This is a genomic window from Pseudomonas sp. KU26590 (assembly GCF_026153515.1).
GTDB lineage: Bacteria > Pseudomonadota > Gammaproteobacteria > Pseudomonadales > Pseudomonadaceae > Aquipseudomonas.
The window spans coordinates 894,005-906,657 of the sequence record NZ_CP110644.1 but is presented as its reverse complement, the minus strand read 5'-3'; the positions used below and the strand labels follow the sequence as shown (position 1 = coordinate 906,657).

At 61.2% G+C, this 12,653-nt stretch carries 11 protein-coding genes; 2 read left to right on the top strand and 9 right to left on the bottom strand.

Annotated elements, in window-relative coordinates; genetic code table 11:
- Nucleotides 1-12: 12 nt before the first annotated feature.
- From trpE to OKW98_RS04095, 4 genes are all read right to left on the bottom strand, one after another.
- The gene (gene trpE / locus OKW98_RS04110; protein WP_265388085.1) at nucleotides 13-1,494 is read right to left on the bottom strand and encodes an anthranilate synthase component I; all 1,482 of its coding nucleotides are present in this window, start codon (nucleotides 1,492-1,494) and stop codon (nucleotides 13-15) included.
- A 69-nt stretch (nucleotides 1,495-1,563) separates the two neighbouring features.
- Nucleotides 1,564-2,394 carry a phosphoglycolate phosphatase gene (locus OKW98_RS04105; protein WP_265388084.1) on the bottom strand — a complete coding sequence of 277 codons (831 nt, stop codon included), beginning with the start codon at nucleotides 2,392-2,394 and terminating at the stop codon, nucleotides 1,564-1,566.
- Nucleotides 2,394-3,065, bottom strand: coding sequence for a ribulose-phosphate 3-epimerase (gene rpe / locus OKW98_RS04100; protein ID WP_265388083.1), 672 nt, complete (start codon nucleotides 3,063-3,065; stop codon nucleotides 2,394-2,396). The genes OKW98_RS04105 and rpe overlap by 1 nt, the downstream gene beginning before the upstream one ends.
- A 215-nt stretch (nucleotides 3,066-3,280) precedes the next feature.
- Nucleotides 3,281-4,273 (bottom strand): hypothetical protein, encoded by a 993-nt coding sequence (locus OKW98_RS04095; protein ID WP_265388082.1) that lies wholly within the window; start codon nucleotides 4,271-4,273, stop codon nucleotides 3,281-3,283.
- 313 nt (nucleotides 4,274-4,586) lie between these two features.
- Here OKW98_RS04095 and OKW98_RS04090 point away from each other — a divergent pair, with 313 nt between their 5' ends.
- Together OKW98_RS04090 and OKW98_RS04085 are read left to right on the top strand one after the other, a co-directional pair.
- Nucleotides 4,587-6,086, top strand: a complete 1,500-nt coding sequence (locus OKW98_RS04090; protein ID WP_265388081.1) for a helix-turn-helix transcriptional regulator — start codon at nucleotides 4,587-4,589, stop codon at nucleotides 6,084-6,086.
- 136 nt (nucleotides 6,087-6,222) lie between these two features.
- Nucleotides 6,223-6,480, top strand: coding sequence for a CsbD family protein (locus tag OKW98_RS04085; protein WP_265388080.1), 258 nt, complete (start codon nucleotides 6,223-6,225; stop codon nucleotides 6,478-6,480).
- 183 nt (nucleotides 6,481-6,663) lie between these two features.
- Here the strand turns inward: OKW98_RS04085 and OKW98_RS04080 are convergent, their stop codons facing one another.
- From OKW98_RS04080 to OKW98_RS04060, 5 genes are all read right to left on the bottom strand, one after another.
- A complete protein-coding gene (locus tag OKW98_RS04080) occupies nucleotides 6,664-7,812 on the bottom strand; it encodes an iron-containing alcohol dehydrogenase (RefSeq protein WP_265388079.1) in 1,149 nt (382 codons plus the stop codon).
- A 306-nt stretch (nucleotides 7,813-8,118) separates the two neighbouring features.
- Entirely contained in the window at nucleotides 8,119-8,943 is an 825-nt protein-coding gene (locus OKW98_RS04075; RefSeq protein ID WP_065991348.1) for an ABC transporter permease, read from the bottom strand.
- 11 nt (nucleotides 8,944-8,954) lie between these two features.
- Nucleotides 8,955-10,202: an ABC transporter permease gene (locus tag OKW98_RS04070; RefSeq protein ID WP_074887014.1), complete on the bottom strand. Its 1,248-nt coding sequence runs from the start codon at nucleotides 10,200-10,202 to the stop codon at nucleotides 8,955-8,957.
- Nucleotides 10,203-10,313: 111 nt separating this feature from the next.
- Nucleotides 10,314-11,345, bottom strand: a complete 1,032-nt coding sequence (locus OKW98_RS04065; protein WP_108121131.1) for a polyamine ABC transporter substrate-binding protein — start codon at nucleotides 11,343-11,345, stop codon at nucleotides 10,314-10,316.
- A gap of 91 nt (nucleotides 11,346-11,436) precedes the next feature.
- Nucleotides 11,437-12,561 carry an ABC transporter ATP-binding protein gene (locus OKW98_RS04060; RefSeq protein ID WP_265388078.1) on the bottom strand — a complete coding sequence of 375 codons (1,125 nt, stop codon included), beginning with the start codon at nucleotides 12,559-12,561 and terminating at the stop codon, nucleotides 11,437-11,439.
- Between the last annotated feature and the right edge of the window lie 92 nt (nucleotides 12,562-12,653).

The following is a 12,653-nucleotide window of genomic DNA, read 5'->3' as shown; positions in this document are numbered from 1 at the left end:
GCAGACCAACCATCAAGCCTCGGGTGTCTGCTGCGCCAGCGCCACGGCGCGGAACATCGCGCGGCGCTTGTTGAGGGTTTCTTCCCACTCCAGCGCTGGCACAGAATCCGCGACAATGCCGCCACCGGCCTGAACGTGCAGCTCGCCGTTTTTGATCACGGCGGTGCGGATGGCGATCGCGGTGTCCATGTTGCCGTTCCAGGCAAAATAGCCCACTGCGCCGCCGTACACACCACGCTTGACCGGCTCCAGTTCGTCGATGATTTCCATCGCACGAATCTTCGGCGCGCCCGACAACGTGCCCGCCGGCAAGATGGCCCGCAGCGCATCCATCGCCGTCAGGCCACTTTTCAGCTGGCCGGTGACGTTGGACACAATGTGCATGACGTTCGAATAACGCTCGATGACCATCTTCTCGGTCAGTTTCACCGAACCGATTTCCGAGACACGCCCGGTGTCATTGCGCCCCAGATCGATGAGCATCAGGTGCTCGGCAATCTCTTTGTCGTCTGACAGCAGGTCGACTTCCAGCGCGTAATCTTCTTCTTCGGTGGCGCCACGGGGACGCGTACCGGCAATCGGGCGCACGGTGATCAAGTTGTCTTCGACCCGCACCAGCACTTCCGGCGAACTGCCGACGACGTGGAAGTCGCCGAAGTTGAAGAAGTACATGTAAGGCGTCGGGTTGAAGCACCGCAGCGCGCGATACAGGTCGATCGGCGCGGCCTTGAAGTCGATGGACATGCGCTGGGACGGCACGACCTGCATGCAGTCGCCCGCCAGGATGTATTCCTTGATCGTGTCGACGGCTTTTTCATAATCCGCTTGGGTGAAGCTCGAACGGAACACCGGGTCCGCCGCCTGCGGACGGGTCAGGTCCAGACCACGACGCGGCGTGATCGGCTGACGCAGTTTCTCCATCAGCGCTTCGAGTCGCGCCAGGCCTCCTTCATAGGCTTCAGGCTGAGCCGGATCGACCAGCACGATCGCGTGCATCTTGCCGGCAAGGTTATCGAATACCACGACGGCATCGGACACCATCAGCAGAATGTCCGGCACGCCGAGCGGGTCAGGATTCGGGCATGCACCCAGACGCTGTTCGACGTAACGCACGCAGTCGTAACCGAAGTAGCCCACCAGGCCGCCGTTGAAGCGTGGCAGACCGGCGATGGTCGGAACGTTATAGCGGGCCTTGAAGGTCTCGACGAAATCCAGCGGGTCTTCCGCTTCCAGGCGTTCGATCTCGACACCGTCGTGGGTCACGCTGACGGTATGGTCATGGACGCGCATAACGGTGCGGCATGGCAGACCAATGATCGAATAACGCCCCCACTTCTCCCCGCCTTGAACCGACTCGAGCAGATAGGAATTGGGCTCGTCAGCGAGCTTCAGATAGATCGACAGCGGCGTATCGAAGTCGGCCAGGGTTTCGTAGGCAAGGGGAATGCGGTTGTAGCCTTCAGCGGCCAAACGCAGGAATTCTTCGCGGGTCATGATCAGCCTCGTGGTCTGAGGGAAAACGGTCAGGGATGCAAACGCGCCGGGGCTCCGGCCAGATTCAAGTCAGGCGCGCCAACGCCAGCGGGCCAGGGCCTTGATGACTTTCATCCAGAGTTTGCGAGTGACCACCACGATGGATTCTCTAAAGGAGGGGGACTTGATGTCGGGCAACGTTATCTCAGCGCCCTGCGCTAAGCAACCGGCAGAACTGCCCGGAATCAGCATACGCAAATCGTCGATGACCAATGCCGGTGACTCTTCCGCAATCGGGCGTCCGTGGTTATAGCCGTAACTCAATGCCACACAGGCGATACCCGCCGCCTTCGCTGCCAGCACGTCGTTGCGCGAGTCACCCACGAACAGCGACTGCGAACCCGGTACGCCGGCCATTTTCATCACAAAAAACAACGCCGCCGGGTCGGGTTTCTGCTGGGGCAGCGTGTCGCCACCCACGATCCAGCGGAAGAAACGGCCGAGCTTCAGGTCATCCAGCAACGGCGCAACGAAGCGCTCCGGCTTGTTGGTGATCAGCGCCATCTCAACGCCCATCTTCTGCAGCCATTTCAGGGTTTCGCGCACACCGGGGTAGACCTTGGTCAGCGCGTGGCTGCCGCTGTAGGCCTCCATGAAAATAGCCAGCGCAGCCTCCGTGGATTCTTCATCCACGGCGGTGTGGTCCATGCCGTTCGCCAGCGCGCGGCGCACCAGCACCCGGACGCCGTTGCCTATCCAGTCACGCACCCGCTCGATTCCCGCCGGCGGGCGGCCGAGCTGGATCAGGGTTTTGTCCACCGCAGCTGCCAGGTCCGGCACCGAGTCGACCAGTGTGCCGTCGAGGTCGAACATGATCAGCTTGGGCAGGCAGCCCGGAAACAGATGCTCGAAACCGCTCATCAGCGGGCCAACGCCAGTTCTGCGTGCATCTTCGCAATGACTTCCTGGTAATCAGGCGCATTGAAAATAGCCGAGCCCGCGACGAAGGTGTCGGCGCCGGCTGCCGCGATCTCACGGATGTTATTGACGTTGACGCCGCCATCTATTTCCAGACGGATTTCGCGACCGGACGCGTCAATGAGCGCACGGGCCTCACGCAGTTTGTTGATCGTGCCGGGGATGAATTTCTGACCGCCGAAGCCCGGGTTGACGCTCATGAGCAGGATCATGTCGACCTTGTCCATGACGTATTCGAGCAGGTTCAGCGGGGTCGCCGGGTTGAACACCAGACCCGCCTTGCAGCCGCCTTCGCGGATCAGTTGCAGGGAGCGGTCGATGTGCTGGGTCGCTTCCGGGTGGAAGGTGATGTAGGTGGCGCCGGCTTCGATGAAGTCGCCGATGATGCGATCCACCGGGCTGACCATCAGGTGAACATCGATGGGCGCGGTGATGCCGTATTTGCGCAATGCCGCGCAGACCATCGGTCCGATCGTCAGGTTGGGGACGTAGTGATTGTCCATGACGTCGAAGTGGACAATGTCAGCGCCAGCGGCCAGGACGTTGTCGACTTCCTGTCCCAGACGGGCGAAATCGGCGGACAGAATCGAAGGAGCAATAGCGAAGGGCTGCATGACGCACCTTTTATGAGCGAAATCACGGTGGCGCGCATTGTACTCCAAGAGTTGAAACGTGCGTTGGGTCGCACGTAAGACAGCCCAGAGGTTTGATTCAGGCGGCGTGAACGGCGCCGTTAAAGGCATAAGGCCCGGTGACACACAATTGCGCACCGGGCCCAGCCTGGATTCAGCGATACAGAATCGCTAACACCCACCCATTGCTGAAACCCTTACACAGTCTCGACCAGCAGACGAGGACGCGAGCTCAGGGCATAACGGGCCAGACCAAAGCTCAATGCTGCGCCGATGATCAGCATGAAAAACGTGCCCCACGCCGCCTTGGCGACTTGCCTGGCCGCGACATCCGCCGCTTCTCGGGCCTGTTGCTCAGCTTGCTGCTTGAGCTCGGCCACTTTGGCCGCGGCTTGCTGGTACGCCTGCGCATAGTTATCGACGATTTGCTGCGCCTCAGCTTTGCTTTTGCCGGTGCGGGCCGCCACGATGTTGACCAGCGCGTCTTTGTCGGCAGCGTTCAGGGCCGGTTCGCCCGCTTTCTGGATGCGATCAAACCATTGCTTCAACTGATCGCCCGCCTGGGCGGGATCGGTAGACGCCTGCTCTGCTGTCTGCTTGGCATCGGCGCCCGCCACGTCGGCCTTCTGATCCAGCTTCGAAGGATCCAGCTCTGGCTTGCCAGACTGTTTCAGGGTGGTGTCCAGTTGCGATTTCAGACTATCCCAATCCAGGCTGATGCCGTTTTTATCCAGCTGTTGCTTGATGCTCTGGCCCACACCCGGTGCGGCAGCAGCGACGCCGTCGGCCGCCAGGGAAATGCCCTTGCCGGCGATGTTGCCGGCAGTGCCAACCAGCGAGCCGGCCAGCGATGCGATGAGCCAGGTGGTCAGCAACGTGCTCACCGTCCAGCTCAGCAAACCATGCAGACCGCCACGGTCAGGCGCGGTGCGTCCCGATACCCAGGCGCCGGCGGCAATGGCCACCAGCGTGCTGATGAACAACCAGGCGCCGGCGCCCTTGCCGAAACCGCTCAGCGGGTTGCCTTGGGCCATCGGGTCCAGCGCGCCAGCGCCGATCGCCGTGCCAAGCACGCTCAGCACCAGGTACGTCACCAGCGTGATTGCCGCACCGGCAAACACCGATCCCCATGACACGCGGAACGGCGAAGCGCCGCCCAGAACAGCAGATGTTGCGTAGGTCGAAGCCATGAAAATTTCCTCTGGTGCAGGGGGTGCACATCAAGCGTGCAGCCAAGGTGTCAGTGCAAATGCACCCCCTGCGTTGATAAGGGTGAGCCTGCGGGGGCGGACTCACCGCGTCTTAAGCGACGTGAAACCATTTTGATCAGCCCGTGAGGGCCTGTGATGGCGCATTTGCACCGCTTCGTCTGGTGCATTCGCACCGACCCTCGCGAGCACGGCTGCACTAAGCTGCAGCACTAAGCTTTTGCCAGCCGGTCGGATAGCGTGGAGCGCCCGGCTGACCGAAGCCCGACCGCATTGAGACGTCAGGAGAGCAAGCATGTCAGAGGCCATCCTCGCCAGAGAAACCAACCGCCGCCAGTTGCAGCAGATCATCTCGGGTCTGTCGGACGGGGTGATGCTGGTGGAGGTCGATCAGACCATCATCTGGGCCAACGAAGCGGCGCTGCTGATGCACGGGGTCGAAGCAATCAGCGAACTGGGCGCCAACGGCGAGGCCTATCGCGAGAGGTTCTCCCTGCGCTATCGCAACAACCATCCGCTGGACGTCGATCAATATCCGATCAGCCGCGTGGCGGCAGGCGAGGTGTTCACCGACGTGCTCATCGAGGTCAGCAAGATCGGTGAAGGTGAAGAAGACGAGCGCAGTTGGGTCCATCGCGTGCGCAGCATGGTGCTGGAAGACAGCACCGGCTCCCCGGAATCATTGGTGCTGATACTCGCCGACGCAACGGAGTGGGCCGGCGCCGAGCAGCGCTTCGAAAAGACCTTCAACGCCAACCCCGCCCCGGCCGTGATCTGCCGCCTGAGCGATCTGCGCTTCATCAAGGTCAATCAGGGCTTTCTGGAAATGACCGGGCACTCGAGGGAGGACGTCATTGGCCGCTCGGTGTACGAGGTGGACGTGCTGGAGAACGCCGAGCGCAAGGACCTCGCCATTGAGCGCCTGAATCAGGGTGCGACCATTCCGCAGATGCAGGCCGAACTGAAGTTGCCGGAGGGTGGCACCAAGCTGGTCATCGTCGCCGGGCAACCGCTGGACATGAACGAAGAAGATTGCATGCTGTTTTCGTTCACCGACCTTGAGCCCAGACGCAAGGCCGAGACCGCCCTGCGCCAGAGCGAGGAACGCTTCGCCAAGGCGTTCAAGCTGACACCGGTGCCCACGCTGGTGTGCACGGCGGATCGGCAACAGATCGTCGAAGCCAACGAGGCGTTTTTCAGCACCCTGGGCTACACGCCGCAGGAGCTGATTGGCCGGACCGTCGCGGAGCTGGGCTTCATCGAAGATGGCGCGGTGATGGACGGGCTGTTCAACGTTCTGGAAACCACCGGCCGCGTCGACGGGCTCGATCTGAAAGTCCGCAAGAAAGGCAGCGAGTCGATGGATTGCGTGCTGGCCGCTGACACGGTGACGATTCAGGACAGCGCCTGCTACCTCTTCGTGCTGATGGACATCACCGAGCGCAAGCGATCCGAGCTTGAGCTGGTCGAGGCCATCGAAACGGTGATGCAGGACGCCTCGTGGTTCAGCCAGACGCTGATCGAAAAGCTGGCCAATGCCAAGCGGGTCAACACCCGGCATCTGCCGAGTGCCTCGTTCACCGACCTGACCGCCCGCGAGCGAGATGTACTGGGGCTGATCTGTGAGGGGCTGGCGGACAAGGAGATCGCGGCGCGGTTGAACCTGGCGCTCAACACCATTCGCAACCACGTCGCGACGGTGTATTCCAAGCTGGACGTGCACAGCCGGGCGGAAGCCATTGTCTGGGCGAGGGAGCGAAACCTGTTCGCCAACCCGGGCAAAAGCAAACGCTGAGTGATGCAAATGCGTCAGTGCCTCTGGTGCAAAGTCACCTTCATGGGATGAAGGCAGGCCTCTACGCTAATGACGTGGCTGACCCGTTTGGTTCAGCGACATATTCAGCACTGATACTCATCTCTGGGGGCAAGACATGAAAAGCGAACAAGTGAAAGGCGTACTGGAGCAGGCAGCCGGCAAGGCGCAAGACGTCTTCGGCAACCTGACCGGTGACGAGCGCACGCAAATGGAAGGCAAGGCGCGCCAGGTGGCCGGTGAGTTGCAGGAACGTTATGGCGATCTGCTGGACGAAGTCGCGACCTTCACCCAGCAACGGCCACGCACCACATTGATGGTACTGGCCGGCCTGACGCTGACCGTGGGCTGGTTGCTGGCCCGTCGTCGCGGTTGAAGCATGCCGTGCGGATCTGGCCGAGATGATCAGCGCTTAAGCCAACGCCATCGCGGGCAAGCGCGCTCCTACCGTTTCGGGGTGATCCGACCATCAATGGACAGCTGTGATCACGTGTAGGAGCGCGCTTGCCCGCGAACAGGCCCGTCCAGATCAAACACTCTGCGCGCCGACCTGACGAAATCAATACGCCGCGCGGTAGATTTTCTCGATGTCGGCGGCGGTCAGTTTCCGCGGGTTGTTGCGCATGAGGCGCTCGATCTTGCTGGCCTCCTCGGCCATCGCGGGAATGGCGTCTTCGGGCACATTGAAGCTGCGCAGTCCGGACGGGATTTCCACCGCTGAGCACAAGTCGGCCATGGCTTTGACTGCCAGGTCGGCGGCGTCCCTGTCGCTCAGGTGCGCGACGCGGACGCCCATCGCGTCGGCGATGTCGCGCATCCGTTCGACGCACGCCAGCTTGTTCCACTCCATCACGTACGGCAGCAACAGCGCGTTGCTGACACCGTGAGCAATATTGAAACGCCCTCCTAGTGGATAGGCCAGCGCATGCACTGCGCCGACCCCGGCATTGCCGAACGCCATGCCCGCCATAAGGCTGGCGGTGGCCATGTCTTCTCGCGCTTGCAGGTTCGACGGATTGGCGTAGGCCTTGGGCAGCGCCTTGACGATCAGCTTGATGGCGCCCAAGGCGATGGCGTCGGTGATCGGCGAGGCATTGACTGAAAGGTAGGCTTCGATGGCGTGGACCAGAGCGTCGACGCCGCTGGCTGCCGTGACACTGCGCGGACAGGTCAGGGTCATCATGGGGCTGACCAGCGCGACGTCTGGCAACAGGTAATCGCTGACGATGCCTTTTTTCAGCTGCGCCTGTTTATCTGAAAAGATCGCCACGTTGGTGACTTCAGAACCGGTGCCGGCGGTGGTCGGGATGGCGATCAGCGGCGGGCCTTTGCGCTTGACCAGATCAACCCCGAACAACTCCACCAGCGCGCCTTCGTGATGGGCAAACGCGGCGACGCCCTTGGCAATGTCGATGGCACTGCCGCCGCCCACGCCGATCAGGCCATCGTGACCGCCCTCTCGGTAGGCCCGGGTGCAGTCCTCGACGATAGAGATTTCTGGCTCGGGTTTGACCTGATCAAACACGCCATAACGAAGACCGCCCAATTGCGCCAGTGCGAGGTCGACCGTTCCGGATTTGACCAGTATCGCGTCGGTGACGATCAGCGGGTATTGAACGTTGAGCCGAGTCAGTTCGGCCGATAACTGCTCAATCGAGGCAGGGCCGGTGATCAGTTTGTTCGCGATCTTGAAAGCAGAAACACTCATCGGGCTCGTCCTTTACGTTGTTGTTGGAGACGGGGCTCTTTTACAAGGCAGGGTGGCATGCGCTGAGTGAAACATAGACCGGATCGTGCCGGGCGTCAGTTATGTGATGTGGCGGAAGAAGAATGTGGGGTTCGCCCATGACTACGGACCGTATGAAGAGCCCCTTGGAGCCGGCTTGCTGGCGAACGCGGTGCACCAGTGCCGAACAAGTCGCCTGACCCATTGTGTTCGCCAGCAAGCCGGCTCCTACGGATGCTGCATTCGCCGATCTTTACCAGTGTTACCGAGATCCACTTTCACCGGTGATCACTCCACCGCCGTGCGCAGTTTCTCGCTGCGGCCGCGCAACCATTCCAGCACCAGCAACAGCACCACCGAGAAACCGATGAGCAAGGTGGCGGCGGCGGCAATCGTCGGGCTGAGGTTTTCGCGGATGCCGCTGAACATCTGCCGGGGCAACGTTGCCTGACCGGGACCTGCGAGGAACAGCGTGACCACTACTTCATCGAACGAGGTGGCGAAAGCAAACAACGCCCCCGAGATCACCCCCGGCGCAATCAGCGGCAAGGTCACACGCCGAAAGGCGGTCGTCGGCGAAGCACCCAGGCTGGCCGCTGCACGCACCAGGTTGTAATTGAAGCCCTGCAAGGTGGCCGACACGGTGATGATCACGAACGGCACACCCAACACGGCGTGCACCAGTATCAGCGAGATATAGCTGTTGCCCAGACCCAGCGGCGCAAAAAACAGGTAGCTCGCCACCCCGACAATCACCACCGGCACCACCATCGGCGAAATCACCAGCGCCATCACCAGCGCCTTGCCAGGGAAGTTGCTGCGGGTCAGCCCGATGGCCGCCAACGTCCCGAACCCCATCGCCAGCACCGTGGCAGCCGGCGCGACGATCAGGCTGTTTTTCAGCGCGCGCATCCACTCGGCCGAGCCGAAAAAGTCCTGATACCAGTGCAGTGAAAAGCCCTGCAGCGGGTAGACCAGAAAACTCCCGGAGTTGAACGACAGCGGCACGATCACCAGCACCGGCAGCACCAGGAACAACAGAATCAACCCGCACAGCGTGCGCAGCGTGTAATGCCAGACCCGCTCGATGGGCGAGGAATAAGGGCTCAACATGGTCGTTCTCCTCAGCTCAGACGCAGGCGGCTGGCGCCGACCAGCCAGTTATAGATCAGGTACAGCACGACGGTCGCCAGCAGCAGCAGCCCGCCCAGCGCCGTCGCCATGCCCCAGTTGATGCTGGTGTTGGTGTAGAACGCCACGAAATAACTGACCATCTGATCGTTCGGGCTGCCGAGCAGCGCCGGGGTGATGTAGTAGCCGATGGCAAGGATGAACACCAACAGACAGCCCGCGCCCACACCGGCGTAGGTCTGCGGGAAGTACACGCGCCAGAAACTGGCGAACGGGTTGCAGCCCAGGGAGATCGCCGCGCGCATGTAGGTCGGCGAGATGCCTTTCATCACGCTGTAGATGGGCAGAATCATGAACGGCAACATGATGTGCACCATCGAGATGTAAACGCCGACCCGGTTGAACACCAGTTCCAGCGGTTTATCGATGATGCCCATGGCCATCAGCGCGCCATTGATCAGGCCGCTCGATTGCAGCAACACGATCCAGGCGGCGACGCGCACCAGGATCGACGTCCAGAACGGCAGCAAGACCAGAATCATCAGCAGGTTGCTCTGCCGCGCGGGCAGGTTGGCCAACAGGTACGCCAGCGGGTAGGCCAGCAGCAGACAGATCACGGTGATCACCAGGCCCATCCAGAAGGTGCGGGCGAAGATGTCGATGTAAATCGCTTGATCAGGTGTCGCCGGCGCCACTTCACCGAGGTCATCGATGCGGTGGTCGACAGCGGCCAGCAGGTAATAGGGGGTGAAACTTGAGGTATTGCGACGGATCGCCTGCCAATACGCGGGATCGCCCCAGCGCTCATCGATGGCTTCCAGCGCTTCTTTATAAGAAGCCGGTTCTTCCTTGAATGGCATGGCGCGGGCGGTTTTCGCCAACAGGCTGCGGTAGCCCGCCAACTCCTGGTTCAAGCGCTTGGACAGATCGCCCAGCGTCTGATTCTTGCGCGCTTCGGCCAGGTCCTGGCTCGCGGCTTTGTACACCGCGTCAGGCGGCAGCCCCTTGCCGTCCCATTTCGCCACTTCCACCACAGTGAGCGGCATGCCACCGACCACTTCCGGGTTGCTGACGCTTTTGTAAAGCAGCGCCGCAATGGGCACAAGAAACACTAGCAGCAAGAAGATCACCAATGGCGCGATCAACGCCTGAGCCTTCCAGCGATTGACGCGCTCGGCACGGGCCAGGCGTTGCTTCAGGGTCGGGCTGGCGCCTTCAGTCAGGGGCACGGCGGTGGCCATAGTGAACTCCGAAATCTCTCAACAAAGAGCGCGTCCCCTGCCCTGCTTTCAGACAGTTCAGACGACGCACCCGGATCTAACTCACAACAAAGCGCTTACAGGGCTGCGATCTTATTTAGCCGCCCAGGAGTTGAAGCGCTGTTCCAGCGACTCACCGAAGTCAGCCCAGAATTTCACGTCGATCTGCACCTGATCCTTGATGTTCTCAGGGGTGGTCGGCATGTTTTTCAGAGTGTCAGCGCTCAGCAACGGGACCGCGCCCGTGTTGGCCGGGCCGTAAGCGATGTTTTCGGAATAGGTCTTTTGCTGCTCTGGCTTGAGGGAGTAAGCGATGAACTTCTTCGCTTCTTCGGCGTTTTTCGCGCCCTTCGGAATGGCCCACGCGTCGAAGTCATACACGCCGCCGGTCCAGACCACTTTCAGGTTGCTCTCTTTCTGAACGGCAGCGATACGACCGTTGTAGGCCGAGCTCATCACGACGTCGCCCGATTGCAGGTACTGCGGCGGCTGTGCGCCCGCTTCCCACCACTGAATGCTTGGCTTGAGCTTGTCGAGCATCTTGAAGGCGCGGTCCTGGCCTTCCTTGGTCGCCAGCACTTTGTAGACGTCTTTCGGCGCAACGCCGTCAGCCATCAGCGCGAATTCCAGGGTGTATTTGGCGCCCTTGCGCAGGCCACGCTTGCCCGGGAATTTCTCGGTGTCCCAGAAATCAGCCCAACCGGTCGGTGCGGATTTCAACTTGTCGGCGTTGTAGGCCAGCACGGTGGACCAGACGAAGAAGCCTACGCCGCACTCAGAAATCGCGCCCTTGACGTAGTTGTCCTTGTTGCCGAGATCGACCGACGCCAGCGACTCGAACATGTCTTCGTCACAGCCGCGGGACAGCTCTGGCGATTCCACTTCCACCAGATCCCAGGTCACGCTCTTGGTGTCGACCATGGCTTTAACCTTGGCCATCTCACCGTTGTATTCGCCGGCGATGATCTTGCCGTTGCCGGCTTTTTCCCACGGCGCATAGAAGGCCTTTTCCTGGGCCGCCTTGTTCGCGCCACCGAAGGAAATGACCGTCAGGTCCGCTGCCATGGCTTGCGCCGCGCACATCATGCCGACCGATAAGGCGGTGAGCTTCAATGTCTTGAGCATCAGTTTTTCTCTCCACGAACAATGTTGGTTAAGCGATGGGGGCGATTTGGCTCGCCTCTGGGTTCTTCGGTTGACGCGTCACGCGGGTGTATCAATGTGCATCCAGCAACGGGTCCAGCGCGCGCGCGTGCTCGACCTGCCACCCAATGGGCACGACATCGCCAACGCTCAGCGCCGGATCCAGCTCGGCAATGGGCTGTTTGACGAAGAAATCGGTTTTACCGGCCACTTCCAGACGCACCCGTACGTGGTCGCCCAGGTAGATGAATTCGGCGACACGGCCGGAGAAGCGATTGACGCAACTCTCGCTGCGGCCGTTGAGGTTCACGCGTTCGGGACGAATCGACAGCGTGACCGGGCTGCCGGTGGCACCGACGTTGATCGCCAGCGCTTCGACTTTTTCGCCGCGCGCCAGGCCGACCACGCAGCGGTCACCGGTCTGGCTGAGTAAGGTGCCGTTGATGCGGTTGTTCTCGCCGATGAAGTTGGCAACGAAGGTGTTTTTCGGCTCTTCATAAAGGGTGCGCGGTGGGGCGATCTGCTGGATCTCGCCCTGATGGAACACCGCGACGCGGTCGGACATGGTCAGCGCTTCGCCCTGATCGTGGGTGACGTAGACGACAGTCACGCCCAGGCGCTGGTGCAGGTGTTTGATTTCCATCTGCATGTGTTCGCGAAGTTGTTTGTCGAGCGCACCGAGGGGTTCGTCCATCAGCACCAGCTGCGGCTCGAACACCAGCGCCCGGGCCAGGGCGACACGTTGTTGCTGACCACCCGACAACTGCGCGGGGTAGCGATGGGCGAAGGTGCCGAGCTGCACCATGTCGAGGGCGCGTTTGACCTTTTCGGCCACGTCGGTTTTGCTCATGCCGCGCACCGACAGCGGAAACGCAAGGTTTTCAGCAACGGTCATGTGCGGGAACAGCGCGTAGTTCTGGAACACCATGCCGATGTCGCGCTTGTGCGGCGGTACGTTGTTGATCGAACGGCCCGCCAGCAGGATCTCCCCAGCCGTGGGCGTTTCGAAACCGGCGAGCATCATCAGGCTGGTGGTTTTGCCGGAGCCGGACGGCCCGAGCAGGGTGAGGAATTCGCCTTTGCAAATATCCAGGTTGAGGTCTTTGACGATCAGGGCTTCGCCGTCGTAGCTCTTTTGCACACCGCGAAAGCTGACCAGAACATCACTCGCCCCAGCGCTTGAATCGACGTTGCTCATTGCCCACACCTTTGTTTGATCCACCGTAGGGATCAAGCCTAGATGAGCCTGAAGGCCCCGCAAATCGGGGCGTGAGAGAGAATGGCCTAGGC

Excerpts from the sequence above, each read along its gene's own strand:
- trpE (WP_265388085.1), bottom strand. The coding sequence starts at position 1,494 with ATGACCCGCGAAGAATTCCTGCGTTTGGCCGCTGAAGGCTACAACCGC.
- OKW98_RS04105 (WP_265388084.1), bottom strand. The coding sequence starts at position 2,394 with ATGAGCGGTTTCGAGCATCTGTTTCCGGGCTGCCTGCCCAAGCTGATC.
- rpe (WP_265388083.1), bottom strand. The coding sequence starts at position 3,065 with ATGCAGCCCTTCGCTATTGCTCCTTCGATTCTGTCCGCCGATTTCGCC.
- OKW98_RS04095 (WP_265388082.1), bottom strand. The coding sequence starts at position 4,273 with ATGGCTTCGACCTACGCAACATCTGCTGTTCTGGGCGGCGCTTCGCCG.
- OKW98_RS04090 (WP_265388081.1), top strand. The coding sequence starts at position 4,587 with ATGTCAGAGGCCATCCTCGCCAGAGAAACCAACCGCCGCCAGTTGCAG.
- OKW98_RS04085 (WP_265388080.1), top strand. The coding sequence starts at position 6,223 with ATGAAAAGCGAACAAGTGAAAGGCGTACTGGAGCAGGCAGCCGGCAAG.
- OKW98_RS04080 (WP_265388079.1), bottom strand. The coding sequence starts at position 7,812 with ATGAGTGTTTCTGCTTTCAAGATCGCGAACAAACTGATCACCGGCCCT.
- OKW98_RS04075 (WP_065991348.1), bottom strand. The coding sequence starts at position 8,943 with ATGTTGAGCCCTTATTCCTCGCCCATCGAGCGGGTCTGGCATTACACG.
- OKW98_RS04070 (WP_074887014.1), bottom strand. The coding sequence starts at position 10,202 with ATGGCCACCGCCGTGCCCCTGACTGAAGGCGCCAGCCCGACCCTGAAG.
- OKW98_RS04065 (WP_108121131.1), bottom strand. The coding sequence starts at position 11,345 with ATGCTCAAGACATTGAAGCTCACCGCCTTATCGGTCGGCATGATGTGC.
- OKW98_RS04060 (WP_265388078.1), bottom strand. The coding sequence starts at position 12,561 with ATGAGCAACGTCGATTCAAGCGCTGGGGCGAGTGATGTTCTGGTCAGC.